The sequence below is a fragment of the Ruegeria sp. CE8 genome (genome assembly GCF_056537465.1).
In genome coordinates, this window is record NZ_JBQFRP010000004.1 from 228693 (window position 1) to 253780 (window position 25088).

The 25088-nt window shown below is 58.9% G+C and carries 27 protein-coding genes; 15 read left to right on the forward strand and 12 right to left on the reverse strand.

The genetic code is table 11. The annotated features are described in order from the left end of the window. The first annotated feature begins 12 nt into the window (after positions 1-12). A complete protein-coding gene (locus ACR0AA_RS09595; RefSeq protein WP_480664253.1) occupies positions 13-825 on the forward strand; it encodes a protein-disulfide reductase DsbD domain-containing protein in 813 nt (270 codons plus the stop codon). Positions 826-838: 13 nt separating this feature from the next. Beyond that, a complete protein-coding gene (locus ACR0AA_RS09600; protein WP_480664254.1) occupies positions 839-1258 on the forward strand; it encodes an NUDIX hydrolase in 420 nt (139 codons plus the stop codon). On the opposite strand, the gene ACR0AA_RS09605 is transcribed toward ACR0AA_RS09600, so the two are convergent. The 6 genes from ACR0AA_RS09605 to ACR0AA_RS09630 form a co-directional block, all read right to left on the reverse strand. After that, the gene (locus ACR0AA_RS09605; protein WP_480664256.1) at positions 1255-4653 is read right to left on the reverse strand and encodes an efflux RND transporter permease subunit; all 3399 of its coding nucleotides are present in this window, start codon (positions 4651-4653) and stop codon (positions 1255-1257) included. The genes ACR0AA_RS09600 and ACR0AA_RS09605 overlap by 4 nt on opposite strands. Positions 4654-4658: 5 nt before the next feature. Further along, positions 4659-6113: an efflux RND transporter periplasmic adaptor subunit gene (locus ACR0AA_RS09610; protein ID WP_480664258.1), complete on the reverse strand. Its 1455-nt coding sequence runs from the start codon at positions 6111-6113 to the stop codon at positions 4659-4661. Between the two features lie 105 nt (positions 6114-6218). Then, positions 6219-6761: a molybdenum cofactor biosynthesis protein B gene (moaB, locus tag ACR0AA_RS09615; RefSeq protein WP_480755909.1), complete on the reverse strand. Its 543-nt coding sequence runs from the start codon at positions 6759-6761 to the stop codon at positions 6219-6221. 6 nt (positions 6762-6767) lie between these two features. Further along, the gene (locus ACR0AA_RS09620) at positions 6768-7388 is read right to left on the reverse strand and encodes a LysE family translocator (RefSeq protein WP_480755910.1); all 621 of its coding nucleotides are present in this window, start codon (positions 7386-7388) and stop codon (positions 6768-6770) included. After that, complete coding sequence (locus tag ACR0AA_RS09625) at positions 7385-7984, reverse strand: metallophosphoesterase family protein (protein ID WP_480755911.1); 600 nt, start codon at positions 7982-7984, stop codon at positions 7385-7387. Before ACR0AA_RS09625 ends, ACR0AA_RS09620 begins: the two co-directional genes overlap by 4 nt. After that, positions 7981-8748, reverse strand: coding sequence for a uracil-DNA glycosylase (locus ACR0AA_RS09630; RefSeq protein ID WP_480755932.1), 768 nt, complete (start codon positions 8746-8748; stop codon positions 7981-7983). Before ACR0AA_RS09630 ends, ACR0AA_RS09625 begins: the two co-directional genes overlap by 4 nt. 759 nt (positions 8749-9507) lie before the next feature. Here ACR0AA_RS09630 and ACR0AA_RS09635 point away from each other — a divergent pair. From ACR0AA_RS09635 to ACR0AA_RS09670, 8 genes are all read left to right on the forward strand, one after another. Next, positions 9508-10443 carry an aspartate carbamoyltransferase catalytic subunit gene (locus ACR0AA_RS09635; RefSeq protein ID WP_480664265.1) on the forward strand — a complete coding sequence of 312 codons (936 nt, stop codon included), beginning with the start codon at positions 9508-9510 and terminating at the stop codon, positions 10441-10443. Beyond that, entirely contained in the window at positions 10440-10958 is a 519-nt protein-coding gene (locus ACR0AA_RS09640) for a hypothetical protein (protein WP_480755912.1), read from the forward strand. The genes ACR0AA_RS09635 and ACR0AA_RS09640 overlap by 4 nt, the downstream gene beginning before the upstream one ends. Next, a complete protein-coding gene (locus tag ACR0AA_RS09645; RefSeq protein ID WP_480755913.1) occupies positions 10943-11329 on the forward strand; it encodes a hypothetical protein in 387 nt (128 codons plus the stop codon). The genes ACR0AA_RS09640 and ACR0AA_RS09645 overlap by 16 nt, the downstream gene beginning before the upstream one ends. Further along, positions 11326-11787, forward strand: coding sequence for a hypothetical protein (locus ACR0AA_RS09650; protein WP_480755914.1), 462 nt, complete (start codon positions 11326-11328; stop codon positions 11785-11787). The genes ACR0AA_RS09645 and ACR0AA_RS09650 overlap by 4 nt, the downstream gene beginning before the upstream one ends. Next, positions 11784-13064, forward strand: a complete 1281-nt coding sequence (pyrC, locus tag ACR0AA_RS09655) for a dihydroorotase (protein WP_480755915.1) — start codon at positions 11784-11786, stop codon at positions 13062-13064. Before ACR0AA_RS09650 ends, pyrC begins: the two co-directional genes overlap by 4 nt. Next, a complete protein-coding gene (plsY, locus tag ACR0AA_RS09660) occupies positions 13064-13669 on the forward strand; it encodes a glycerol-3-phosphate 1-O-acyltransferase PlsY (protein ID WP_480755916.1) in 606 nt (201 codons plus the stop codon). The genes pyrC and plsY overlap by 1 nt, the downstream gene beginning before the upstream one ends. Beyond that, complete coding sequence (locus tag ACR0AA_RS09665) at positions 13666-13935, forward strand: hypothetical protein (RefSeq protein WP_480664277.1); 270 nt, start codon at positions 13666-13668, stop codon at positions 13933-13935. The genes plsY and ACR0AA_RS09665 overlap by 4 nt, the downstream gene beginning before the upstream one ends. A gap of 196 nt (positions 13936-14131) precedes the next feature. Next, a complete protein-coding gene (locus tag ACR0AA_RS09670; RefSeq protein WP_480664280.1) occupies positions 14132-14605 on the forward strand; it encodes a YHS domain-containing (seleno)protein in 474 nt (157 codons plus the stop codon). Positions 14606-14686: 81 nt separating this feature from the next. On the opposite strand, the gene ACR0AA_RS09675 is transcribed toward ACR0AA_RS09670, so the two are convergent. Then, a complete protein-coding gene (locus ACR0AA_RS09675; protein WP_480664282.1) occupies positions 14687-15670 on the reverse strand; it encodes a quinone oxidoreductase family protein in 984 nt (327 codons plus the stop codon). 191 nt (positions 15671-15861) lie between these two features. On the opposite strand from ACR0AA_RS09675, the gene ACR0AA_RS09680 reads away from it, so the two are divergent. Further along, the gene (locus ACR0AA_RS09680) at positions 15862-16719 is read left to right on the forward strand and encodes a DUF2189 domain-containing protein (protein WP_480664284.1); all 858 of its coding nucleotides are present in this window, start codon (positions 15862-15864) and stop codon (positions 16717-16719) included. Positions 16720-16756: 37 nt separating this feature from the next. Here ACR0AA_RS09680 and ACR0AA_RS09685 read toward each other — a convergent pair whose 3' ends face one another. Beyond that, the gene (locus ACR0AA_RS09685; protein WP_480664286.1) at positions 16757-17743 is read right to left on the reverse strand and encodes an NAD(P)H-quinone oxidoreductase; all 987 of its coding nucleotides are present in this window, start codon (positions 17741-17743) and stop codon (positions 16757-16759) included. A 55-nt stretch (positions 17744-17798) separates the two neighbouring features. Then, positions 17799-18491: a COQ9 family protein gene (locus ACR0AA_RS09690; protein ID WP_480664288.1), complete on the reverse strand. Its 693-nt coding sequence runs from the start codon at positions 18489-18491 to the stop codon at positions 17799-17801. 111 nt (positions 18492-18602) lie between these two features. Between ACR0AA_RS09690 and rpsU the strand changes: the two genes are divergently transcribed. Together rpsU and ACR0AA_RS09700 are read left to right on the forward strand one after the other, a co-directional pair. Next, positions 18603-18809 carry a 30S ribosomal protein S21 gene (gene rpsU, locus ACR0AA_RS09695; RefSeq protein WP_005614280.1) on the forward strand — a complete coding sequence of 69 codons (207 nt, stop codon included), beginning with the start codon at positions 18603-18605 and terminating at the stop codon, positions 18807-18809. A gap of 291 nt (positions 18810-19100) precedes the next feature. Further along, positions 19101-20198 carry a CAP domain-containing protein gene (locus ACR0AA_RS09700; protein ID WP_480664290.1) on the forward strand — a complete coding sequence of 366 codons (1098 nt, stop codon included), beginning with the start codon at positions 19101-19103 and terminating at the stop codon, positions 20196-20198. 48 nt (positions 20199-20246) lie between these two features. Here ACR0AA_RS09700 and ppk2 read toward each other — a convergent pair whose 3' ends face one another. After that, positions 20247-21164, reverse strand: a complete 918-nt coding sequence (ppk2, locus tag ACR0AA_RS09705; RefSeq protein ID WP_480664292.1) for a polyphosphate kinase 2 — start codon at positions 21162-21164, stop codon at positions 20247-20249. A 294-nt stretch (positions 21165-21458) separates the two neighbouring features. On the opposite strand from ppk2, the gene ACR0AA_RS09710 reads away from it, so the two are divergent. Continuing rightward, positions 21459-22298, forward strand: coding sequence for a CPBP family intramembrane glutamic endopeptidase (locus ACR0AA_RS09710; RefSeq protein ID WP_480755917.1), 840 nt, complete (start codon positions 21459-21461; stop codon positions 22296-22298). A 3-nt stretch (positions 22299-22301) separates the two neighbouring features. On the opposite strand, the gene ACR0AA_RS09715 is transcribed toward ACR0AA_RS09710, so the two are convergent. Then, positions 22302-22760: an Lrp/AsnC family transcriptional regulator gene (locus ACR0AA_RS09715; protein WP_480664296.1), complete on the reverse strand. Its 459-nt coding sequence runs from the start codon at positions 22758-22760 to the stop codon at positions 22302-22304. 138 nt (positions 22761-22898) lie between these two features. Here ACR0AA_RS09715 and ald point away from each other — a divergent pair, with 138 nt between their 5' ends. Beyond that, positions 22899-24017, forward strand: coding sequence for an alanine dehydrogenase (gene ald / locus ACR0AA_RS09720; protein ID WP_480664298.1), 1119 nt, complete (start codon positions 22899-22901; stop codon positions 24015-24017). A gap of 190 nt (positions 24018-24207) precedes the next feature. Here the strand turns inward: ald and ACR0AA_RS09725 are convergent, their stop codons facing one another. Next, a complete protein-coding gene (locus ACR0AA_RS09725) occupies positions 24208-25014 on the reverse strand; it encodes a mechanosensitive ion channel family protein (RefSeq protein ID WP_480664300.1) in 807 nt (268 codons plus the stop codon). Positions 25015-25088 lie beyond the last annotated feature (74 nt).

Here is a 25088-nt window from a genome sequence, read left to right on the forward strand (position 1 = left end):
CATTTATAGGGAATGAGCATGAAAATGACATTTTCGGCGATTGCCGTAGCCTTGGGCGTGGGTTTCGCCCAGCCTGTAACTGCACAAGTGACCGGGTCCGTTGCTGAGTTGCAGATTCTGGACGGCGGGCGAACGGCTCAGGGCACTTATCTGGGTGCCGTGCGTGTGACGCTGAAGGATGGATGGAAAACCTACTGGCGCGCGCCCGGTGATGCCGGGATTCCGCCGGAATTCGACTGGAACCGCTCGGACAATGTGGGTGACGTGTCGATTACATGGCCTGCACCGGATGTCTTTGACCAAAACGGATTGCAGTCCATCGGGTATGAAAACCAACTTGTTCTGCCGGTAGAAATAACGCCCAGAAACCCCGCCAAACCGGTCCGGCTGAAGGGAACGATGGATTTGGGTGTCTGCAAGGACGTTTGTATTCCTGAGCAACTAGATTTCGATCACACCTTGGATGCGGAGGCTGGGCGTAACCCGGCCATCGCTGCAGCACTTGCCCAGCGTCCGTATTCGGCGCAGGAAGCCAGCGTGGTCCATACCAGCTGCCATTTGACGCCGACGTCTGACGGAATGCGGATTGAGGCGCGCGTGACGATGCCTTCGGCCGGTGGCCAGGAAGTTGCCGTGATCGAGCCGGGAAACCCCGCGCTCTGGGCCTCACAGACGGATACTAAGCGGCAAGGCAACACCTTGGTCGCAACGTCCGAGGTGATCAACGCCGCTGGTGGACCGTTTGCGCTGGATCGCTCGGAGATTCGCATCACAGTGCTTGGTTCCAATCACGCAGTTGACATTCAGGGGTGCAGCGCAGGCTGAACCCGGTGGTCCCATGACACAAACCCCGAAAATCGGCGCATTGGCGGTAGTTCTGCATGAGGATCGCGTGCTGCTGGTGAAACGCAGCAAGCAACCCGATGCAGGTCTATGGGGGTTTCCCGGTGGGCATGTCGAATGGGGAGAAACCGTTCTGCGCGCCGCACAACGCGAACTGCGCGAGGAAACCTCGGTAATCGCCGAACCGCTGCATTATCTGGACAACCTGGACCTTCTGCGCCGGGGCGACAGCGGCGAAACCCTGTCGCATTATCTGCTGGTGGGCGTGGCTTGCCGTTATCAGGCGGGCGACCCCGTGGCAGGCGATGATGCACTGGATGCGGGATGGTTCCCCGTAGATCAGATTCGCAGGGGCGAACTGCCGATGAGCGACCGTGTCGTCGACCTGCTGGAAACCGCCCTGCGCCGGGCTTAGGCAGCAGGCCCTCTGAGCCGCGCAAACAGAAGACCCGAGAGTGCGACGCTGAGGACAAGGATCAGCACTGCGCCGGCGGCAAATGCGCCCAACCCCATCTGCAGAGCCGCAAGTCCGTCTTCGCCTCCATAGAAGCCAGAAAGCACGCCGATGGGGGCGCCATTTATCGCCGGCCAAACCATTGTCATCCCGAACCACAAGATCAACACGAAACCAGTGCACGCCACGGCACCTTGCACAACGCGGTCCGGAGCACGGGCGGCGCGGCGCATTGCAGTCATCGGCCGCGACAGGTCATTCAGGATGGCCAGCAACGCGGGCACCAGAAGCAGAACCAACAGCATCCCGAAGCCAAGCCCGTAAACCAGCGTAATAACGGTGGGTTTAAGGAATTGCGCCTGCTGCGATCCTTCATACAGCAATGGGGTCAGCCCCAGAACCGTGGTCAGTGTCGTCAACATCACTGGTCGCAGACGGTCCGCTGTGCCCTCGACGATCGAAGGCACAAGCCCCCGCTCTTGTTGATAGCCGTCAATGGTCGTCACCAACACGATCGAATCGTTGATGATGATTCCGGTCATCCCCAACAGGCCCACGACGGTGAACATGCTTAGCGGGACATCCCAAAGGTAGTGACCCCAGATCGCGCCCACCAATCCAAACGGAATGATTGCCATCACCACAAGCGGCCGCGTCCAGCTGGCAAACACCCAGGCCAGCACAAGATAGATGCCCGTCAGGCACAGGATCAGACCGGTTCGGGCCTCGGACAGGAACTCGTCCTCTTGTTCGCTCAGCCCTGCCATGCGCCATTCGACTTGCCGTTCCGAGGCGATTTTGGGCAGGATTTCATCATTCATTGCTCTGGCAATTTCTTCCGCCCGTTTTGGATCATCCTCGGAGATATCGCCGTTCACCGAAATCACCCGCAGACCATTTTCACGACGAACGGTCGAGAAACCGGATTTTCGCTCGACCGAGACGATATCGGCCAGTGGCACATACACCCCCTCGGGGGTTCGCATCAGGGTGCGTTCAAGGAAATCAGCTGTCAGTTCGCCTTCGGGCAGTTCCACGCGGATCTCGGCGCTGCGCGGACCATCGGGGAAGGTCGCGGCCTCGATCCCATTCAACCGGTCACGCAACACGCGGCCCAGCGTTTCAATGCGGAAGCCCAACGCCTGACCCTGTGCCGTTAGGTCCAGAATGTACTCTTCCTTGTCATAGGCAAGGTTGTCTTCCAGTGCCGAAACCTCGGGGTATTTCGAAAGTTCACTCTGCAGGTCCTCGGATGCAGCCTTGAGCGTATTCACATCCGCGCCATAGAACTGAACATCGATGGCGTCGCCACCAGGTCCAGACCGCCAGCCGCGGAAGCTGAGCAGTTCGACCTTTGGATGGCGCGGGACGAATTCCTGCAACTCGCCGACAAATTCAAAGCTGGAATAGGGGCGCAGATCGGCGTCTATCAGTTCGATCGAAATACCGCCCAGCAAGTCAGTATCCTTGCCATCAGCAGCAGACAGTCCCCACCCGGCAGACCCACCCACCTCGGCCAGAACATAGTCGATAGGGTTGCGACCATGACGTTCTTCATAGATCTGCCCCAGCTCTTCGGTCGCGCGCTGCAGCTCGTGCATCATGGCCAGCGTATCGGCGCGTGTGGCCCCCTCGACCATGATGAAATTGCCGGTGACCGAGCCACGTTCGGGTGCATTGAAGAACCGCCAGTTTACGTCACCTTTAAGGAAAAGGGCGATCTGGCTGGCCAGGATTACGATCATAATCGCCACGACCACGTAGCGCGCCCAGACGACCCAGGCGATCAACGGTCGGAAAAGGGTGTCCCGCACCCACCGGAACCCGCGATTGACCACCCGGTTCGGAAAGTCATACCAGTGCTCTTTGGTGGAATGCGCGATGGCATGCGCCATGTGATTCGGCAAGATCAGGAAGCATTCGATCAACGAGGCAATCAGCACCGCGATCACCGTAAATGGGATGTCGCGGATCAACTCGCCAAACCGACCGCCAACCAGGGTCAGACCAAAAAAGGCAATCACCGTCGTCAAGGTCGCTGCAAAAACCGGCATCGCCATACGCCGCGCGGCGCGTTCGGCGGCGATCATAGGCGCCTCGCCCAATCTGCGCGCGCGGAAATCAGCGTGTTCGCCCACGACGATTGCGTCATCTACAACGATGCCCAACGTGATGATCAACCCGAACAGCGACACCATGTTGATCGACAACCCGCCGATATACATGAACGCGATCGCGGCGGACATGGCGACAGGTATCCCGGCGGCGACCCAAAAAGCGATGCGTGCATTCAGGAACAGAAACAGTAGGCAGACCACAAGGCCCAACCCGACAAGGCCATTGTCGACCAGAATATCCAAACGGTCGGTGATTGCCTGGGCGCGAGTTCGGATCAGCTCGACCGTGACGCCTTCGGGCAGGCTGGCCTGCATTTCGCGCACGACATCTTCGACCGTGTGCTGGATTTCAATCGCATCCCCAAGGTTCGAGCGGTCGACCCGCACGGACATCGCCGGGTTTTCGCCGACAAAGTAGCTGCGATCGCGATTGACCCCTTCCACGCGGATATTCGCTACGTCGCCCACCAGCAACTTGGACCCATCAGCAAAGTTGCGTAGGGCGATGCCTTCGATTTCTTCTGGCGTGCGTTTTTCCGTTCCTGTGCGGATGCGCGCGTTCGCTCCGGTCACATCGCCTGCAGGGTTGGCGTTGACCTCTGCTGCGACGGCCGAGGCGACCTCGGACAGCGTGATATCATTGGCAATCAGCTGGGCGGTGGGCACTTCGACCACAATGCGCGGCGCTGCAAGGCCGCGGATCGTGGTGCGAGTGACACCAACGGCAAACAGACGGTTGATCAATTCGTCCGTGAACTTGGCCAGATGATCCGGATCGACCGGTCCCGTAACAACCACGTCCGTGACCCGATCCCGCCACGCCCCACGACGGATTGTTGGCTCCTCTGCATCATCTGGCAGGCTGGTGACACTATCGACGGCGGTTCGGACCTCTTCAACAGCGCGGGACATGTCCCAGTTGGGCTCGAACTCCAACTGGATACTGGCCCGCCCCTCGCGTGAGGTCGATTCCGTGCTTGCAACACCTTCGACAGCCAGCAGGGCGGGTTCAAGAACCTGAACGATACCGTTGTCCACATCCTCCGGACCGGCGCCATCCCAATCAACGCTGACGTCCACACGTTCAAGGATTACATCGGGAAAGAACTGTGCCCGCATGTTCGGGATGGCCGCCGCGCCCAGAACCAGCATGACCAGCAGCAACAGGTTTGCCACCGTCCGGTGACGCGTGAAGTAGCTAAGGATACCGCCTGCCGCGCCGGGGATTTCGCGCATCATGGCGCCTAACCTCCTGCCCGGTTTTCAATTCTCTGGACCAGCGATGCGGGCACTTTCGCCTCGCCCAACTGCCCCAGAACCCGATCCTTGACGTCCTTTGGCATGCGCGTGCTGGCCTCAACCTGCGCCATAAGCTGCGCGCGGCGTTCTTCGGACAGTTCAACCATGTCGGGCGTTGCTTCAGCGCTGTCATCGATCCGCAATGGGCGCACACGCACACCAGACCCCAGCAACGGCGTCCGGCCGATCACAACCTCTCGCCCCACCAGCCCTTCACCGCGCAGCAGCACCTCGTCGCCCTGGCGTCTGATCAGTTGAACCGGCAGAGCCTCAAGCCGATCATCTGCGTCCAGCACCAGAACTGTTCCAACTGCATCGAGAACCGAGGATGGAAGGCGTACCACGTTATCCAGCGGCTGCTCCTGCACAGTAACCGTCACGAAATCGCCCGGCTTGAACCCCGACGCATCATCGAGGCGGGCATAGATCAAACGTCCGGTCTGCCCTTCGCCCGCCGATCCGCTGTCACGGCTTATCCGCCCTTCTGCGGTCAGATCGGTGCCCGTCACTTCAAGCGAGACCGTCACCGACGCATCAATCAGTTTGCCGTTTGCGTCCAGCAACCGAACGTATTGCGCGGTCGAGACTCGAAAGGCGACCTCAAGCGCATTCGGATCGACCAGTTCCGCCAGTTTTTCGTTCGCGGACACCAGCCGCCCTTCGACCAGCGTCACATCGGTTAGAGTACCACCAAAGCCGGCGCGGATGGTCATGTCATCCAGATCACGTTCGGCCGCTTCTAGTGCGATACGGGCGCGGGCCAAAAGCGTAGTCGCCTGATCAACTCGGGACTCGGCTTGGGCCAGCGCAATCCGGCGTGCCAGAACCGCCTGTTGCGCGGCAGCTTCGGCCAGTTCAGCCTCTTCCACAGCCGCGGCAGCACCCACTCCGCGGGCCTGCAAATCCTGTTGACGCTGCAAGGCGCGCCCGCGCAGTTCAGCCTGCGCTTCGGCCGAGTTCAGCTCATCCTGCGCCAGTAACAGGGACCGCTCCGCGTCACGCTCTTCGAATTGGGCATCCAGCAGATCCGACTTTGCCCGATCCAGCGCGGATTGGGTGTCTGCCGGATCAAGTTCGACCAGAACTTCGCCAGCGGAAACAACTCCGCCATCTTCGAAATCTTCGGCCAAAGAGACAACGCGACCGCCCAGCGCCGCCCGCAATTCCAACCTGCGGCGGCTTTGAACCTCACCAAATGCTTCCAGATACGGGGTGACCGTTTCCAGTTCCGCTGGCCGCACCGTCACTGCAAACACCCGCTCACGGGCTTGCGGCGCGGCCTGTTCCCGCGTCAGGACGTCCTGCACCGCGCCCGCGATCATCTGTGCCGCCACGAACAACAGGGCCAGCGTCAGGGACGCCAGAAAGACTCCTACAAGGCTTTGCCTCAGAAATCGCATTAATATTCACCCCGGTTGCATCAGGCTGCCATTTGCAAATGGTAGCTGGGCAACAAAAAATGCCAAGCCACAAAGCGGTTATGAACAGTTTAACGTGCGACCAGTCTACTTCCGTCGCAAATGTTCGTCCAATCTGGGCATTATTTCCACGAAATTGCAGGGGCGGTGACGGTAATCGAATTGTTTTTCCAAAATACCGTCCCACGCGTCCTTGCAGGCGCCCGGACTGCCGGGCAAGGCAAACAGATAGGTTCCTCCTGCAACACCACCCGTGGCACGGGATTGCACGGCTGAGGTGCCGATCTTTTCCATTGAGATGATCGTGAAAACAGTGCCGAACGCCTCGATTTCCTTCTCATAGACATCGCGATGCGCCTCGACTGTCACATCGCGACCCGTCAGGCCCGTGCCGCCGGTTGAGATCACCACGTCAATTTCTGGGTCAGCAACCCAGGCCCGTAGCTGATCGGCGATTTGGTTGCGCTCATCCCGGATGATTTTTCGATCGGCAACCGCGTGCCCAGCCGCTTCGATCCGGTCCACCAGCGTCTGACCTGAACGGTCGTCATCCGGCGAACGTGTGTCCGAGACAGTCAGAACGGCGATCCGAACCGGGATGAATTCCATGGTTTCATCAATGCGCGACATGTGGCGTCAGGCCCTTTCCATAACAGCAAGCCGGACGGCGAGGGCCGCGAAAATGCCCCCGGTCACCCAGCCCATAATTCGCGAGGCGCGCGGGTTCGAGATCAGAACCTTACCCGCGCCTCCGGCAAAGATTCCCACCAGCCCGTTCACCACAAACCCACCCAGCGCAATTACCGAGCCGAAAATCAGGAATTGCAGCAGGATCGAGCCTGCCGCCGGGTTCACGAATTGCGGGATGAAGGCCAGTACAAACAGGATGACCTTGGGGTTTGTCAGGTTAACCACCAAACCGTCCCGGAACGCAAATCGGGTGGGTCTGGTTGACGCATCCGCCGAGACTGCCCCATGTCGAAACACACCCCAGGCGAGATAGAGCAGATAGGCCACACCCATCCAGCGGATTACGTCAAACAGCCATGGCATGGTCGCGACAGCGGCCCCCAAACCAAGGCCTGCCACCAGAACGTGGACCATCGCACCAACAGAAATACCCGCGCTGGCGGCGATTGCCGGTTTTGCACCGGACCGCAATCCCTGCCCAAAACAGAACATCATATCCGCACCGGGCGTAAGGTTCAGGGCAATGGCCGCCGGAATAAACGCCAGAAGAGTAACGGTTTCGATCATGTGGCTGCCTCGAACCAGTTTATGGTGGGGCCGAGATTGGCGATCTGGGTGACACCGATAGTTCCTCGGTAGCCCCAGCTGTCGTGGATATGGCCGCAAAGGGCAAATTTCGGTTGCAGCCGCTCGATAGCGTCCCGAACAGCAACCGATCCAACAGCGTCCCCCATCGACGTGGTATCACCATACCCTTTGGGCGGAGAATGCGAAATCAGGATGTCGGCGGCGTCGCATCGGTTCAGCAACTCCGCCGCCTCGGGATCGCTCAGGTCGCACGACCAACCGCCGAAAGGCGTGACCGGTACGCCGTATCCAAGACCGAACAGACGCAACCCGTCGACGGTCATGCCCGTGCCATGCAGAACATGGACGCCGTCTGGCGCGGCATCGGTCAGTTCACCGGCACTTTCCGCGTTGCCGGGTATCAACACCAGTGGCGCGTTGATCCCGGACAGCATCGCCATCGCCTGATCCAACCCTTGCCGCGAGTTGCAATAATCTCCGGCGCCGATAACCAGGTCGGCTTCGTCGCTTGCAGCCACTATTTCAGCAGCGCGGTTACGCGCCATATGCAGGTCCGAGAATGCGAGGATCTTCATGCCTTGCCCTCCAGCCGCGCTTTCAGTTCAAGCAAATCTGCCCATGCCTGCCGTTTCATCTGTGGCTGTCGCAACAGGTAGGCAGGGTGGAACATCGGGATGACCGGCAGGTTCATCGCCTGATCCCACTGACCGCGCAGACGCGTGATACCGCGTTTGCCCAGAACGGCCTGACAGCTGATATTACCCATAACCACCAAGACCTCTGGCTTGGCCAGTGCCACATGCCGTTCAAGGAACGGCTTCATCATACCGATTTCTTCGGGTTTGGGGTCGCGGTTCTGCGGCGGGCGCCACGGAAGGACATTGGTGATATAGACGTTCTCGGACCGGTTCAGATCAATTGCGGCCAGCATCCTGTCAAGCAGCTGACCAGCGCGACCGACAAAGGGCTTGCCTTCCCGGTCCTCATCACGGCCCGGAGCCTCTCCGATGATCATCACCCGGGCTCCCGGCGTACCATCGGCAAAGACCAACTGGCGCGCACCGCGTTTTAGGTCGCAATGGTCAAACATACCCATCGCCGCTTGCAACTGCTCCAACGACCCGGCGGCCTGAGCCGTGGACTTCGCAACCGCAACCGGATCAACCTGCTTGGGTTTTTGCGGCGCAGTCTGCGCTTGCGCAGGCTTTTTGGCCTTGGGCGTGATGTCGGGCAACGCATAGCGATCGACCGGTGCGTCACCGATTGCATCCGTTGCGCCCAGTTCGATCTGCCATTCCAGCAGAGCCCGCGCGGTATGATAGTCCAGGGCCGATTCCATAACCCTCAATCTAACCACCTTTTGAACGAGGGAAAGCAGATAGAACTTGATCGGGCGGTCCGTCGCACCGACCATTGGCACATTCATGTTGTGTGTATTCCGATTCCTTTTCTTCAGCTTGCTGTTGACCATGCTCAGCGGTCCGGCTTTTGCGCACTTTCACGACAGGTATGGCCAATGCCGCGCCGGCCAGTTCAAGTGCGGAAACACGTGCTGTTCAGGTGGGCAGCGATGCAGCTTTGACGGCCACTGCATTCCCTTGGGTGGCACTTATTGCGGTGGTGGCAGAACCTGCGGACCGTTCGAACGGTGCGTTGCGGGCGGCACGCGATGCGCTCCGGCCGGCTTGAACAAATGCACGTCGCGTCTGGACTGCCCTGGCGGCAGCTTCTGCAATGCTCGCGGAGAATGCGAGAAGAACACGCCCGACATTCTGGAACTGCCCTCTCTGACATGCGACGACGGGAGAATCTGTGGCTCTGGATCGTCTTGCTTGCCGGGCGGTGGATGCTCGCGCCCCGGCTGGTTTGTTTGCGAAAAAACCGGGTCGCAGTGCCGTCAGGGTTTCAAATGTTCCCGCAATCAGGGCTGTGTTCCCGTCAAAGCCATCGACTGCGGATATGGCAAGTGGTGCAAGCCTGGCGAGCAATGTTTGCCCAAAGGCGGGTGCGAGAAATTGCCCGAGTGAACCGAACCTTAGGTTGCCTCGGCGCGCGGACCTTCCTATAAGCGGCGCGATTGTCAGACAGGAGCCCGCCCATGCGTTTCGCCCATCGTCACCTTCTTGGCATCGAGCATCTGTCGCAGTCCGATATCACCGCCATCCTCGATCTGGCCGAGAAATACGTCGACATGAACCGCCAGTCGACCAAGCATTCGGACGTGCTGTCGGGCCTGACCCAGATCAACATGTTCTTCGAAAACTCTACCCGGACGCAGGCCAGTTTCGAACTGGCGGGCAAGCGGCTGGGTGCAGATGTGATGAACATGGCGATGCAGGCCAGCTCGATCAAAAAGGGCGAGACGCTGATCGACACGGCGATGACGCTGAACGCGATGCACCCCGATCTGCTAGTGGTGCGCCATCCGCATTCCGGCGCGGTTGATCTGTTGGCGCAGAAAGTGAATTGCGCTGTACTGAATGCAGGTGACGGGAAGCATGAACACCCGACTCAGGCCCTGCTGGACGCTCTAACTATCCGTCGCGCCAAGGGCCGTTTGCACCGCCTGAATATCGCGATTTGCGGCGACGTCGCTCATTCCCGCGTGGCCCGGTCGAACCTGATCCTGCTGGGCAAGATGGAAAACCGCATCCGCCTGATCGGCCCCCCGACACTGGTCCCAAGCCAGTTCGCCGAATTCGGCGCCGAGGTTTACGACGACATGAACGAAGGTCTGAAAGACGTCGACGTCGTCATGATGCTGCGCCTTCAGAAAGAGCGGATGGATGGCGGGTTCATCCCATCGGAACGCGAATACTACCACCGCTATGGCCTGGACGCCGCCAAACTGGCACAGGCCAAGCCGGACGCCATCGTCATGCACCCCGGCCCGATGAACCGCGGGGTCGAGATTGACGGAACGCTAGCAGACGACATCAACCGGTCAGTCATTCAGGAGCAGGTCGAAATGGGCGTCGCCGTCCGTATGGCCGCTATGGAACTGCTGGCCCGCAACCTGCGCGAGGCCGCATGAGTGATCTGACCGTCGCCCCCCACGAACTTGGCGTCCTGCGCCTGTTTCAGCTCGACATGCGTCCGGAAGAAGCGAAGTTCCTGCGCGAACCCGGTGCCGCCGATCAGGCATTGGGCGTCGACGGTTTGGACCGGGACCAGATCGACATTTTCCCGGTATCCGACCTCGAGGATTTGGGGCTTTACGGCTATCTCAACGAAGGGTGCGGCGTGTCCCAAGACCAACTGGATCGGGACATGCTGGAAGCCATTGAAGGCTGGGTCATGGTCCTGCGCAGTGCGGCGTTCAAAGGCCGCGCCGTCACGATAAAGCCGGACCCGAAGGTCCGCCTCATCGGCCTGTACACCGAAGAAACAACGAACTGGACCGGCGGAAAAATCGAAACCGAAAGCGCGAAACCATTCTCGGCTCCGCAAACGCCGCCGCAAGACGACAGCCCCCGACGCATTGGGTCGGCCATGTTGGCGGTTGTTGCGCTGGTGGTCATCGGAGGCATCCTGTGGCTGATCCTGTGACCTTTTCCCCCGACAAGAGCGCCTATATCCGCACGAATACATGGCTGGCCGCCGGGGCGATGGCCGCCGCAATGGTCATACTCTGGCTGATCGGTAACCCCTATGTCTGGACCGGTGCACCGGCCGGCCTCGCCGCCGTTGGCATCCGCGCATGGTATCTGGCCTCGGAAGAACTGACAGCCAACTGGCAAATGTCCAAAACCAATCTCACCGGCCCCGGCCCGCGCGTTGTACCGCTGAATCAGATCAAGGCGGTCAAAATCATGGGCAGTTTTGTCCAGATCGTCACCAAGGGCGGTGACAAGCACCTGATCAAGTATCAAGCCGACCCCGCTGCCACCAAAGCGGCCATCGAAAGGGCGATTGGATGACCGCCGCCGACGACGATTGGTGGCACGAGCGGATTCCCGATGGGGAAGAGGTACTGTGGGCAGGCCGCCCGGATCAGGGGTATTTTCCACCTCGGTTTGCATGGGCGTACAAAGGCGTGCTCGTTCTGATCGCTGCCATTTGGCTGGCAAGCCCCTGGCTTTTTGACACCGTTCGGGATTATTGGAAGTTGTTTTTCTGCACTATCGCGTTTGGTTTTGTGTTGTGGGTCGATCGGTTTGTCCGGTCACAACGGATCTATGTCGTGACCTCGGAAAATGCATGGAAACTCAACAACGACCTCAAGTCAAAGTCCCTGAATATCGACCGGTTTCTGAATTTCCGCTCCGGTCGTCGAGCAGTGATGTTTTCCCGCCACCCCTTTTTCGCATTTGAACATCTGTCCGACCCCGATGCCGCATTGAAGGCACTGACCCAAGCCCGAGAGGCCTCGAAATGACTGCTGTACTGTTTTCAAACGCCCGCCTGATCGACCCGGAAACCGGTACGGACAGCCTCGGCTGGCTCCAAGTGAACGACGGACGGATTACCGCGCGCGGTGAAGGGGATGTTCCGGCCTCGGACGCGCAGGTCATTGACTGTAACGGCCAATGCCTTGCCCCCGGTATCGTTGATATCGGCGTCAAGGTCTGCGAACCGGGTGAGCGGCACAAGGAAAGCTATAAATCCGCAGGTCTGGCCGCCGCTGCCGGGGGGGTGACCACTATCGTCACCCGACCCGATACCAGCCCTGCCATCGACACGCCGGAAAGCCTGGAGTTCGTCACCCGCCGCGCGCAGGCCGACACGCCCGTCAACGTCCTGCCCATGGCTGCATTGACCAAAGGCCGTGACGGGCGCGAAATGACCGAGATCGGGTTTCTGCAGGATGCCGGGGCCGTCGCCTTTACCGATTGCGACCATGTCATTGCCAATACCAAGGTGTTTTCCCGCGCTCTGACCTATGCCCGCGCCTGCGGTGCGCTGGTTATCGCACACCCGCAGGAACCCATTCTCAGCAACGGAGCTGCGGCGACCAGCGGCAAGTTCGCCGTGTTGCGGGGCTTGCCAGCCGTTTCGCCCATGGCCGAGCGGATGGGGCTGGACCGCGACATCGCCTTGCTTGAAATGACCGGGGCCGCTTATCACGCCGACCAGATCACCACTGCCCGCGCCCTGCCCGCACTGGAACGGGCCAAGCGAAACGGGTTGGACATCACCGCCGGCACCTCGATCCACCATCTGACGCTGAACGAACTGGACGTGGCCGACTATCGTACCTTCTTCAAGGTCAAACCGCCGCTGCGGTCCGAAGACGACCGGCAAGCGGTGATCGAAGCGGTACGGACCGGCTTGATCGACACGATCAGCTCGATGCACACGCCGCAGGACGAGGAAAGCAAACGCCTGCCGTTTGAAGAGGCCGCATCGGGTGCGGTGGCGCTTGAAACGCTGCTGCCTGCGTCGCTGCGTCTGTACCACGCGGGGCAGCTGGACTTGCCTACGCTGTTCCGTGCTATGGCCCTGAACCCGGCCAAACGCCTTGGTCTGGACAGCGGACGCCTGTCCGAAGGAGCCCCGGCGGATCTGGTGTTGTTCGACCCGGATGTGCCCTTTGTGCTTGACCGGTTCTCGTTAAAATCGAAATCGCAGAACACGCCGTTTGACGGCCAGCGGATGCAGGGTAAGGTCACCGCAACTTTCGTTGCAGGACAAGAAGTTTACCGGAGACCCTGATGCCCATAATTGACAGTTCCACGGACCAGCTAATCCTCTGGGCCGCTCTCGGGTATCTTATGGGCTCGATCCCGTTTGGCATGGTCGTCGCCAAGGTGATGGGGCTGGGCAACCTGCGCAACATCGGGTCAGGAAACATCGGCGCAACAAATGTGTTGCGCACAGGCAACAAGGCCGCCGCTGCCTTGACCCTTGTTTTCGACGCCGCAAAAGGAGCGGTCGCCGTACTGGTGGCACGAGCGATGGCCGGAGAAGACGCCGCACAGATCGCCGCGCTGGCCGCATTTTTGGGCCACTGCTTCCCGGTATGGCTGGGGTTCAAAGGCGGAAAAGGCGTTGCCACGTTTTTGGGCCTTTGGCTCGCATTGGACTGGCGCGTCGGCGTTGCCTGCTGCCTGACTTGGCTGGTGGTCGCAGTGATCTGGCGCATCTCGTCCCTCGCTGCATTGGTGGCTGCAGCCATGTCGACGATCTGGGTTATGGTGCTGACAGACACGAGAACTCTGGTGCTGGGCGCTATTCTGACACTGCTCGTCTACTGGCGCCACAGCGCCAATATCGCCCGTATCCGTGCCGGGACCGAACCAAAAATCGGACAGTCTTGAGCGCCTCGGAGTCCTTTCTGAGCGCATTTTTTGCCATCCCGACGGGGTCATCAACCGGGCACGTCGGTGGCAGGCGATACATTGTCAGCCGAACGGAACTGGCCGGGGGCAAATCCCACAAACTGGTCGCGCATGAGTTGGGCGGCGGGGATTACATCAGCTTGAACCTTTATCTGACCAGGAACACTGGCGCCCTGCTGCGCCCCTGCGAAATGTCGGTGCAGAAAGTCACAGACTTTGTCCTGAGTATTAAGCCCGATCGCTAATCTGATCTCTGCATTTCTGAACAGCACCTATTCACCTCCGCACAATCACAATTGATTGCTTTGAACGTGATTGACGGTCTGCCCACTTGGGTTCCGTGACGACCAATTACAGGTCTCATGGACAAAAAAACACTTGGGTTGTCTGGGCGCAATTTTCTGCGTCGCGTGGCCGCCCCTTTCACGAAAGGTGAAAACAATGAACAAGTTCAAATCCATCATCGGCGGCGTCGCGCTGTCTGTTGCCATCGCAAGCTCGGCTCTGGCTGCAGGTGTAGAACTGAACGCAAGCTCGACCGGTCTGGCGATGCAGGGTTACGACCCGGTTGCTTATTTCACTGCAGGTGAGCCGACCAAAGGCGACTACCGCATCACCACCCTGCACAACGACGCGCTGTATCGTTTTGCCAATGAAGAAAACAAAGCCGCGTTTGAAGCCAATCCAGAAGCCTACCTGCCCGCATATGGCGGCTACTGCGCATTTGGTGCGGCGATGGGCTTCAAGTTTGACGGTGACCCGACCTATTGGAAGATCGTTGACAACAAATTGTACCTGAACCTGTCGCAGGACATTCAGGAACGCTGGGAAGGCGACATTCCGGGCTTTATCGAGCAGGCCAGCACCAACTGGGAAACCATTGCCGACAAGACCCCCGCAGAACTGCAGCAGTAACGCGCGGACACTATTAAAGAAGGCGGCGGCAGATCACTCTGCCGCCGTTTTTTGTCAAAACTCTCGATTTCCATGTGTGTCCTAGGGTTCCAGAACGGTACTACCCGTGGTTTGGCGGGCCTCAAGTACCCGGTGGGCCTCGGCCACCTGATCCAGAGAGAAACGTTGGTCGATGTGGATCTTGACCTCTCCGCCCTCGACCTTGCCAAACAGACGCCTTGCCATCGCCTGACAGACAGCATGATCAGCGATATGGGTAAACAAGGTCGGCCGGGTGATTTTCAGCGACCCTTTCTTGCCCAGAATACCGATATCCATCAATGGCACTGGTCCTGAGGCGTTGCCAAAGGAAATCATCATTCCCAAGGGCTTCAAACAATCCAGAGAGCCGTTGAACGTATCCGCCCCGATGGAATCCATGACCACGTCCACGCCTTTGCCACCTGTGATCTCGGCCACTCGTTCGGCAAAGTTCTCAGTCCGATAGTTGATGCAATGCGCGGCCCCATTGAACTGGGCAAGGCTGCATTTTTCGTCGGTTCCCGCCGTCCCGATCAAGGTGATCCCCTCAGACTTGGCCCATTGACAGGCGATCAAACCAACGCCACCGGCAGCCGCGTGGAATAACACGGTATCGCCCCGTTTCAGGGGGGTTGTGCGGTGAAACAGATACTCGACCGTCATCCCCTTGAGCATCATCGCCGCCGCCGCATCAAAGGAAATCCCGTCTGGCAGCGGGCATACCTGTGCTGCGGGCATCACGCGCGCCTCGCAATAGGCACCTGACGGGGCTGCGGCGTAAGCGGCGCGCTGTCCCGGTTCCAAATGGGTAACGCCTTCGCCAACAGCCTCGATCACGCCAGCGGCTTCCATACCCAGCGCATGCGGCAATTCCAGCGGGTACAGCCCCGTTCGCTGATAGACATCGATGAAGTTCAGCCCGCAGGCGCGGTGGCTGATGCGAACCTCTCCGGGTCCTGGGTCGCCCAATAGCCGGTCTTCGATCTTTAGAACTTCGGGGCCGCCGTGTTCGTGAATGACGACGGTTCGTGCCGTTTGCTGCATGCTGACCTCCTGTTGCCTGATGCCAAGCTAACACGACTGTGAAACAGGGCAATCGGCACGATTGCACCGGACGCAACCGCAACGCGAAAAAATGTGCTATACTGGGATCCGAGCGTTGCCGGCTGGTCCGGCCAAGGGCAACTCATGCCGGATTCACTCTGCTGCGCTGTTGGCAAAGGGAGGGGATGATGATGGCTAAAACCATTGGGAATCCAATTAGCTGGGCCGCCCGGAACCTTGGCGCGACCGGCGATCACATTGCAGAAAGCGTGAACCGTATCGGCAGCGCCGATACGCGACATCTGCCAAAGGTGCAGACTCTGACAATGCAGGATTTGCGCGAGTGTCTGTCGGCGGGATATCACGACTTTCTTGAAACACGGGCGGACGCGATTTTTGTCATCCTGATCTACCCGATCGCCGGACTGTTGATGTTCGGGTTCGGTCTGAACAGGAATATGGTGCCACTGTTGGCGCCATTGGTTATGGGGTTTGCCCTGATCGGCCCGATTGCAGCAGTTGGTTTATACGAAATCAGCCGCAAACGCGAAATGGGCGGAGAAGTCCACTGGCTGGACGCGTTCGGAGTGTTCCGATCCCCGTCATTTGGAGCAATTCTGGCGCTGGGGTTTTATCTGGTCATGCTTTTGCTGGTCTGGCTGATGGTCGCGCAGGCCATCTATGTCCATACGCTTGGTCCGGATCTGCCGACCTCATTTGGCGCGTTCGTTACCGAAGTGTTCACCACCGGCGCAGGCTGGACCATGATCATCTTCGGCAACGCCGTCGGTTTCCTGTTTGCATTGGTCGCACTGGCCGTCAGCGTTGTCAGCTTTCCCCTGTTGCTGGACCGCAAGGTCGGACTGCCAGTGGCGGTCGTGACCTCGGTACGGGTGTTACGGCACAACCCCGGTGTCATTCTGGCATGGGGTTTCATCGTAGCGGCCCTGCTGGTCATCGGAGCCATCCCGATGCTGCTGGGCCTGATCGTCGTGATGCCGGTCCTGGGCCACGCGACCTGGCATTTGTATCGCCGCGCGGTGGCCTGAGGGCAAAACGCGCGGGATAGACCCGCGCACCGAACTCTTAGCCTGCGACCTTCAGGACGATCTTGCCAATATGCCCCGAGCTTTCCATCCGCGTATGTGCCGCGGCAGCATCAGCCAGATCGAACTCGCTGTCCATGACGGGGGCAACCTTCCCGGCCTCCAGCAATGGCCAGACCGCCTCGCGCAGATCCTGCGCAATCTTCGCCTTGGCCAGATCGCTTTGCGGGCGCAGGGTGCTGCCAGTCAGGGTCAGGCGCTTGACCATCATCATTGCAAAGTTCAGCTCGACCTTCGGCCCCTGCAGGAAGGCGATCTGAACCAGACGCCCATCCTCGGCCAGTGCCTTGACGTTGCGCGGGATGTAATCGCCACCCACCATGTCGAGGATCAGGTTTGCACCACCTTCGGCCCGCATGACCCCAACGAAATCCTCGTCGCGGTAGTTGATCGCTTTCTCGGCCCCTAGCTTCTCGCAGGCCTCGCATTTTTCAGCGGAGCCGGCGGTCGCAAAGACGCGCGCTCCAAACGCGTTGGCCAGTTGGATCGCCGTTGTGCCGATACCGCTGGACCCGCCATGAACCAGAAATCGTTCGCCCGCCTTCAGGCCACCACGTGTGAACACATTGGACCAAACCGTAAAGAAGGTCTCGGGCAGACAGGCGGCCTCTTTCATTCCCATGCCCTTGGGCACAGGCAGGCAGTGCACCGCAGGAGTCGCCACGTATTCCGCGTACCCGCCGCCGGGCAGCAAAGCACAGACCTGATCACCAACCGAAAGCCCCTCAACCCCGGCACCGACGGCAACCACCTCGCCCGAGGCTTCAAGCCCGGGCAGATCGCTGGCACCCGGAGGCGGATCATAAGCCCCCGCGCGCTGCAGAGCGTCGGGGCGGTTCACGCCTGCATAGGCCACCTTGAGGATCACCTGACCGGTTTGCGGTTCTGGCACCGGGCGTTCGGTCAACTGCAAAACATCGGGGCCGCCGGGTTCGGTGATTTCGACAGCACGCATCATCTGGGTCATTGGCAAATCTCCTTTGCCCAATGCCTAACAGGCAATTTCCGGAACGCCCAGATGCTTACTTGCGCGGGTTCAGCATCCCTGGCAGATCGGCCCGCATTTTCATCGGCGGCTTTACCTGACCGGCCAGCCAGTTCGGAACCGCTAGGAACGGCTTGAACAATGGATTGTCGTTGACCTGCGCCTTGATCTTTTCGATCTGCATCACGTCCGAGATGCGCCGATCCAGAAACTCCCACGTTTTCTGATGATCGGGGGAATCGTCACCCAGCCAGTACAGCAATGTCGAGGAATACACGCCCGACAGTGTCGCCCGCTTGGTATACCAGTTCACGTCATCCGACGTGTCTCCCAACGTGTCCCAGATTTGATCGCAGGTCTGCCACAGAGCCTTTGCCCCGTCCGCCGCATGGGTTGGCAGGGAAAACAGGGTCATGCCGCGACGAACCAATTCCTTATCCGAAACAGCCTCAAGCCGAAAGCGAACAGCGGCAGCGATGCGGTCGCGAAATTTCAACTCGCTCAGGTCCGTGGATTTCAGGCGATCCACCATGGCCTCATCCCCACGTGCGTGAAATGCCAGCGCCAGATCGACCGCCCCGCGCGGGCAGATCGCACGGGCCAGAACCTCGTCCATATCGCAATCCGTGACAGCCATGCGAAAGCTGGTCTCGGACCAGCCGTCAAAGGGCACATGGTTCAGCATCGCGTCCAGCAACTGTTGCTTGGCATCTTCGTAGGTGGTGGTCATGGCGGTTCTCCGGTTCTCGGGGCCAGTACTAGACAAGATAGAGGCGCTTTGCTATACGGCCAACTCCTGCAATTTCCTTGCAACTCTATCTAGAAAGGTGGTGACAACCACATGCAGGTTAGTGTTCGCGACAATAACGTCGATCAGGCGCTTCGTGCCCTGAAGAAAAAGCTGCAGCGCGAAGGCGTGTTCCGTGAAATGAAGCTGAAGCAACATTTCGAGAAACCGTCCGAGAAAAAAGCGCGCGAGAAAGCTGAAGCGATTCGCCGTGCCCGTAAACTGGCACGCAAGAAAGCCCAGCGCGAAGGTCTGCTCTAAGATCTCACTCGTCCAGCTTTGGATGACACTATTTGACGACCCCCGAGGCATCGCCCGGGGGTTTGTCGTTTTCTGGGCCTGCGCGAATCCGCCGATCAGGCGGACGCATGTGCGACAAGCCGCCAATTCCGTGCTGGCAGGACTTTGCCCAGCATAATACAGCGTACGAATCACCCTCTGAAAGCACTGTCCCGCCGAATCCCGACCGGATTTCTCAACGCCCTGTCGGACCCGTCAGATGATTCATTAATTGGCGACGTCCACTCAAAGACAATCCCCCACGGAGGCAAAATGTCGACTGCAAGTTCTTTCGAGCGAGAAATGCTAGCGCTCATCAACCAAGAGCGCACATCCCGCGGTTTAGAGCCGCTACAACTTGAAACCCACCTGAACGCGTCATCCGAAGACCACAGCGAATGGATGTTGAACACGGACTCGTTCAGCCACACCGGTGCTGGCGGGTCATCGGCGACAGAGCGTATGCGCGACGCTGGCTTTGATTTTTCAGGCGGCTGGCGTTCCGGCGAAAACATCGCCTGGCAATCCGAACGCGGCGCACCCGGGATCAGCGATGATGTTGCCCAGCTTCATCAGAACCTGATGGACAGCCCTGGCCACCGCGCAAACATCCTAAATCCCGATTTCAAATACATCGGTATCGGGATCGAAACGGGCAATATGCAGGGCTATGACGCCGTAGTGGTCACCCAGAATTTCGCGACGACCGATGGCGAAGTTGTACTGGATACTGGCGATGCGCCGGCCACTCCGGTACCCACCCCACCGCTTGTTGTTGAGGAACCTACCGAGTCTGAGCCCGAAACGCCGGTCGTTGTGGTCGAGGAACCCGTCGAGCCGGATCCGGAAACACCACCAGTTGTTGTCGAGGCGCCAGCTGAGCCGGAACCCGAAGCGCCAGTTGTTGTGGACGAGCCGACCGAGCCGGAAGCTGAAACACCTGAGACTGTTGTGACCGACACCACCACGCCAGTCGTCGAAGAACCGGATGCAGGCGTTGTGCAGCCAGAGGAACCTGTAACTCTGACACCCGGCACAGAAGTCGCTGAAACCGAAACGCCCGAACCCGAGATGCCGGAACCAACCCCGGTTGACGCAGGCGATTCCTGGGGTGGTGGCTTTGACGCAGCAGCCCTTCTGGCGCAGCTCGAAACCATCTTCAACGAGTGGCAGACGAAATTCGATAACTTTTATTGGAAGCAATCGGCCGACACCGCCGACACCTCCAATTCAGAAATCTTCGATTTCGTGTCTGTCAGATCCAAAGACAGGGACACAGCCACTCCGGAACCTGCGCCGGAAAACAACGCGTCTTGGGGCTTTGACTGGGTCGATGAATTCGACTTCAACTGCAATGTCGAAATCGCCTGATTTACCAACTGAAACGAGGCCGGTCATGACCGGCCTCGTTTTCTTTCATCAATAGATCTTTGGAACGTAGAGCTCGTCAGGCAGAATCCGACGCTCGTATTCCGGGTTGTACTTGCGATCTGGCAGATTGACCTTTTCCTGCGGCACATCCGTGTACGGAATTTTTGTCAGCAGATGCTCGATACAATTCAGGCGCTCACGCTTTTTGTCATTCCCTTCGACGATGTACCAAGGTGCTTCGGGGATGTTCGTGCGAAAGAACATGTCCTCTTTGGCCTTGGTGTAGGATTCCCAGCGGATACGCGACTCCAGATCCATCGGAGACAGCTTCCACTGTTTCATCGGGTCGTGAATGCGCATCAGGAATCGCAGTTGCTGCTCTTCGTCGGTGATCGAGAACCAGTATTTCAGCAGGATGATACCCGAGCGTACCAGCATCCGTTCGAATTCGGGAACGTCCTGAAAAAACTGTTCCACCTGATCTTCGCTGGCAAAGCCCATCACACGTTCAACACCCGCACGGTTATACCAGGACCGGTCAAACAGAACGATCTCACCGGCGGCCGGCAGGTGTGGCACGTAACGCTGGAAATACCACTGGCTTTGTTCCCGGCGGCTGGGTGCCGGCAGGGCGACCACACGGGCAACCCGCGGGTTCAGGCGCTGCGTGATCCGCTTGATCACGCCCCCCTTGCCGGCGCTGTCGCGGCCTTCGAACAGAATGCAGACCTTGGCGCCGGTGTGCTGAACCCAGTCCTGAACCTTGATGAGCTCGGCCTGTAACCGCAGCAAGTTTCGGAAATAGACCTTACGGTCCAGCATATCCGGATGCTGATCCTTATAAATCTTGCGGACTTCCATCGAGAGCATCGGTTCGCTGAATTCGATCTCAAAATCTTCGTCCAGCGTGTCTTCCAACTCGGCTTCCAGCCAATCTTTGGGCGCATCATTGTGTTCGTAAGCCAAGGTCTGCTCCTTATCAGTCAACGGGTTCCGACCGTACCGGGGGAGTGTAACTGCCTGATGTCATAAGAAGAATTGATGAATGTCTTGCGCCAAAATGCGGCCGCCAGCAACAAGGCGAGTGCGAAGACATAGGCAGAAGATACGGTCTTTACCCATATTTGGACCTACCTGCATCGGGATACAAGCGTCAGTATTGACGCAATGCCAGCAAGTTGGTGTTGGCGGACCTGCTTTGGCCTTGCCATTCGGCAGTGCCCGGCTGCATCAACGGCCGTATCAACACATGAGAAAGTCGTGGCACATTTCGTTTCCCTTCTGCCCCAGATCTGGCCCTGGTTCATCTTGATCGCCGGTATGGTCAGTGCTGTGTCGGGCAGGCGGCAGCTTAGCCTGACATTGCTGATGGTGTTTGGTGTTGCCGCCCTAGCAATGGGACTGGTCACGCCTCTGGCCGTAGGCATTGTCATGGTCGGCCTCATCGGCGCGGCGGGCCTGCACCATCTGTCCGGTGTCCCGGCCACCTTGGGGCACATTGCCCTGACACTCTGGTGCCTGGCGTTGGGTGCGCATCTGATACCCGGCTTTCACAACCTGTTGGTTCTGGACAAAGTGCATGCCGGGCCCGAAAGTTCTGCGTTTTCCATGTACCTGAACATCGACAAGCCAATGGTGCTGTTTGCGGTTCTACTGGCCTGGCCCGGAATGATTGGTAGTGCAACGCCCATCAGAAAAACACCTTTGTTCGTTGGTCTTGCAGCCCTGCCCGCCCTGTTTGTCCTTGGGTTGGCCACAGAAGCAATCCGGCCAGAGATCGACCTGCCGCCATGGTGGCTGATCTTCGCGCTGTCCAACCTGTTTCTGACCAGCCTGACCGAGGAGGCCTTTTTCCGCGGGTACCTACAGTCGATCATCGCGTCAAAACTTGGCACGGCGCTTGGAATTGCTCTGGCCAGTCTGTTGTTTGGTCTGGCTCATTTTGCGGGCGGTCCGGCCCTTGTCGCTTATGCGGCAATCCTTGGGGCGGCCTGTGGTCTGGGGTATTACGCCACTGGTCGTCTTTGGGTCCCGGTTATGATGCATTTCGGCTTTAACGCCCTGCATCTGGCCCTGTTCACCTACCCAGCACCCGCCTGACTGTCACACGGGCAGGGCAGTCGTCTTGAACACGGTACGCAGCGCAAAAGAGCTTTGCATCTGTGCTACTCCGGGCAAGCGAGACAGGTATTGGCGGTGAATACGCGCAAAATCCTCGGTATTTTCGGCCACAACTTTCAGAATATAGTCGGCCGTTCCCGCCATCAGGTGGCATTCCAACACGTCCGGAATACGCGCCACTGCCTTTTCGAACGCATCCAATAGTTCTTCGGCCTGCCCCTGCAGAGTGATTTCGACAAACACGGTGGTCGGGACGTTCATCTTGCGGGCATCCAAAAGCGCCACGTAGTTGCGAATATACCCCTCGGCCTCAAGCCTCTGGACACGTCGGTGACAGGCGGACGGGGACAGATTCACCTGTTCCGACAGCTCTGCATTCGACATTCTGCCGTTTCGCTGTAGGGCCGCCAGAATCTTTCTATCAGTCGTGTCCAGGCTCATTCACGCAATTCCTTTGCAACATTTATCCATTATACTGAACAATCTCCTAAAGAAAATCCAAAACGCGGGCAGAGTTTCACAGAAATTGCGTCCCAGAATGCTCATAATTTAGGCAGTTTATGAACGGAGGAGCAAAACATGAAGATCGGTTGCCCCAAGGAAATCAAACCCCAGGAATTCCGCGTCGGCATGACGCCCAACGCAGCACAAGAAGCGGTTGCGCGTGGCCATGAGGTCATCATTGAAACCAACGCCGGCATGGGTTCCGGCTTTGACAACGATTCGTATATCGCCGCAGGCGCGCGCATCGTCGACACTGCGGAAGAGGTGTTCGCCACCGCAGACATGATCGTAAAGGTGAAAGAACCGCAGGCCGTTGAGCGCAAGATGCTGCGCGAAGGCCAGCTGCTGTTCACCTACCTGCACCTGGCGCCGGACCCAGAGCAGACCCACGACCTGATCGAATCCGGCTGTACCGCAATCGCTTATGAAACCGTGACCGACGCCAATGGCGGCCTGCCTCTGCTGGCGCCAATGTCCGAGGTTGCCGGTCGTCTGGCACCCCAGGTCGGTTCCTGGACGCTGCAGAAGGCCAATGGCGGCCGTGGCGTTCTGATGGGCGGCGTGCCTGGCGTAGGCCCGGCAAAAGTCATCGTCATCGGTGGCGGCGTCGTTGGTACGCACGCAGCCAAGATCGCTGCGGGTATGGGTGCTGATGTAACCGTACTGGACCGGTCGCTGCCGCGTCTGCGTTATCTGGATGACGTATTCGGCCGCACGTTCAAGAGCCAGTACTCGACAGCTGGTGCCACCGCTGAACTGATCCAGGATGCCGACATGGTCATCGGCGCGGTTCTGATCCCCGGTGCCGCAGCGCCCAAGCTGATCAGCCGCGAGCAGCTTTCGACCATGAAACCAGGTGCAGTTCTGGTGGACGTTGCGATCGACCAGGGCGGCTGCTTTGAAACGTCCAAAGCAACTACCCATGCCGAGCCGATCTACGAAGTAGACGGTGTGATGCACTATTGCGTTGCCAACATGCCGGGTGCCGTTGCACGCACTTCGACCATCGCACTGGGCAACGCAACGATGCCGTTCATGCTGGCACTGGCCGACAAAGGCTGGAAGCAAGCCTGCCAGGACGACCCGCATCTGCTGAACGGTCTCAACGTACATGCCGGTCAGCTGACCTACTACGCGGTCGGCAAAGCTCTGGGCATCGACGTGGTTTCCCCCAACGTGGTGATCAAGTCCTGATCTCTCCCGTCTCTGAAAGCGCCCTCTGACAAGGACGCTATACAGCGTTGGGCCAAGCGCCGCGTCTTTGACGCGGCGCGGTTGTTTTGGGCACAACGGTTTCGCAAGAAAAACGGCGCCGCGCGATCAGCGCGGCGCCGGGCCCAACCGGAGGAGGGCATGTAAATGCCCGCTCGACGGGCGGGAGGGCTTAACCCTGCTTTTGGATTTCGACCGAATGCGGATACGGAATCGATACGCCTTTCGCATCGAATGCTTCTTTCACGGCTTTGGTGATCTCGAACTTCAGATCCCAGTAATCCGCCGCGTTGCACCACAGGCGCGCAGTCAGATCGACCGAACTGTCGCCCAGATTGGTCACACGCACCCAAGGCTCGGGATCGCTGTGAATACGATCATCGGCCTTGGCGACATCCAAAATAATTTTCATCGCCTCATCAGCGCTGTCCCCGTAATCGATGCCGAACACCAGATCCACGCGACGCGTATCGTGGGCTGAATAGTTGGTGATGATTGAACCCCAGGATTGTCCATTGGGAACAATGATCTGAACGTTGTCCGGCGTCACCAGCTCAGTCGTGAACAGGTTCAGGTCCTTGACCGTGCCTGCGGTCCCGCCGATGTCCACATACTGACCCAGTTTGTATGGGCGGAACACAACCAGCATGACACCAGCCGCAAGATCACTGAGTGTCCCCTGCAGCGCCAGACCGATGGCAAGCGAGGCTGCACCCAAAATAGCAACGATGCTTGTCGCCTGAATTCCAAAGATGCCAAGCACGGCGACCAGCACCATGGCCAGTATCGCCCACTTCACCAGGCTGGCCATAAAATTCCCAAGCGTCTGGTCAATATGCGGCGTCGCATTGATCCGGCGCCGGACCATGCCGCCGATAGCACCTGCGACGATCCACCCAAGGATCAGTACGATCAGCGCCTTGACCGCGCTTACGATCAGCGGGGCAAAGGCACCCACCTGTGTTACGACCTCATCCACGCGTATCTCCTTTCGATTCACGACAAACCCGCGTCACCAGCGCGGGATTCGCGGAATAGTGAGCTATTCGCGTG

Coding starts and splice junctions, on each gene's coding strand:
- ACR0AA_RS09595 (WP_480664253.1), top strand. CDS start 13: ATGAGCATGAAAATGACATTTTCGGCGATTGCCGTAGCCTTGGGCGTG.
- ACR0AA_RS09600 (WP_480664254.1), top strand. CDS start 839: ATGACACAAACCCCGAAAATCGGCGCATTGGCGGTAGTTCTGCATGAG.
- ACR0AA_RS09605 (WP_480664256.1), bottom strand. CDS start 4,653: ATGATGCGCGAAATCCCCGGCGCGGCAGGCGGTATCCTTAGCTACTTC.
- ACR0AA_RS09610 (WP_480664258.1), bottom strand. CDS start 6,113: ATGCGATTTCTGAGGCAAAGCCTTGTAGGAGTCTTTCTGGCGTCCCTG.
- moaB (WP_480755909.1), bottom strand. CDS start 6,761: ATGTCGCGCATTGATGAAACCATGGAATTCATCCCGGTTCGGATCGCC.
- ACR0AA_RS09620 (WP_480755910.1), bottom strand. CDS start 7,388: ATGATCGAAACCGTTACTCTTCTGGCGTTTATTCCGGCGGCCATTGCC.
- ACR0AA_RS09625 (WP_480755911.1), bottom strand. CDS start 7,984: ATGAAGATCCTCGCATTCTCGGACCTGCATATGGCGCGTAACCGCGCT.
- ACR0AA_RS09630 (WP_480755932.1), bottom strand. CDS start 8,748: ATGGAATCGGCCCTGGACTATCATACCGCGCGGGCTCTGCTGGAATGG.
- ACR0AA_RS09635 (WP_480664265.1), top strand. CDS start 9,508: ATGCGTTTCGCCCATCGTCACCTTCTTGGCATCGAGCATCTGTCGCAG.
- ACR0AA_RS09640 (WP_480755912.1), top strand. CDS start 10,440: ATGAGTGATCTGACCGTCGCCCCCCACGAACTTGGCGTCCTGCGCCTG.
- ACR0AA_RS09650 (WP_480755914.1), top strand. CDS start 11,326: ATGACCGCCGCCGACGACGATTGGTGGCACGAGCGGATTCCCGATGGG.
- pyrC (WP_480755915.1), top strand. CDS start 11,784: ATGACTGCTGTACTGTTTTCAAACGCCCGCCTGATCGACCCGGAAACC.
- plsY (WP_480755916.1), top strand. CDS start 13,064: ATGCCCATAATTGACAGTTCCACGGACCAGCTAATCCTCTGGGCCGCT.
- ACR0AA_RS09670 (WP_480664280.1), top strand. CDS start 14,132: ATGAACAAGTTCAAATCCATCATCGGCGGCGTCGCGCTGTCTGTTGCC.
- ACR0AA_RS09675 (WP_480664282.1), bottom strand. CDS start 15,670: ATGCAGCAAACGGCACGAACCGTCGTCATTCACGAACACGGCGGCCCC.
- ACR0AA_RS09680 (WP_480664284.1), top strand. CDS start 15,862: ATGGCTAAAACCATTGGGAATCCAATTAGCTGGGCCGCCCGGAACCTT.
- ACR0AA_RS09685 (WP_480664286.1), bottom strand. CDS start 17,743: ATGACCCAGATGATGCGTGCTGTCGAAATCACCGAACCCGGCGGCCCC.
- ACR0AA_RS09690 (WP_480664288.1), bottom strand. CDS start 18,491: ATGACCACCACCTACGAAGATGCCAAGCAACAGTTGCTGGACGCGATG.
- rpsU (WP_005614280.1), top strand. CDS start 18,603: ATGCAGGTTAGTGTTCGCGACAATAACGTCGATCAGGCGCTTCGTGCC.
- ACR0AA_RS09700 (WP_480664290.1), top strand. CDS start 19,101: ATGTCGACTGCAAGTTCTTTCGAGCGAGAAATGCTAGCGCTCATCAAC.
- ACR0AA_RS09715 (WP_480664296.1), bottom strand. CDS start 22,760: ATGAGCCTGGACACGACTGATAGAAAGATTCTGGCGGCCCTACAGCGA.
- ald (WP_480664298.1), top strand. CDS start 22,899: ATGAAGATCGGTTGCCCCAAGGAAATCAAACCCCAGGAATTCCGCGTC.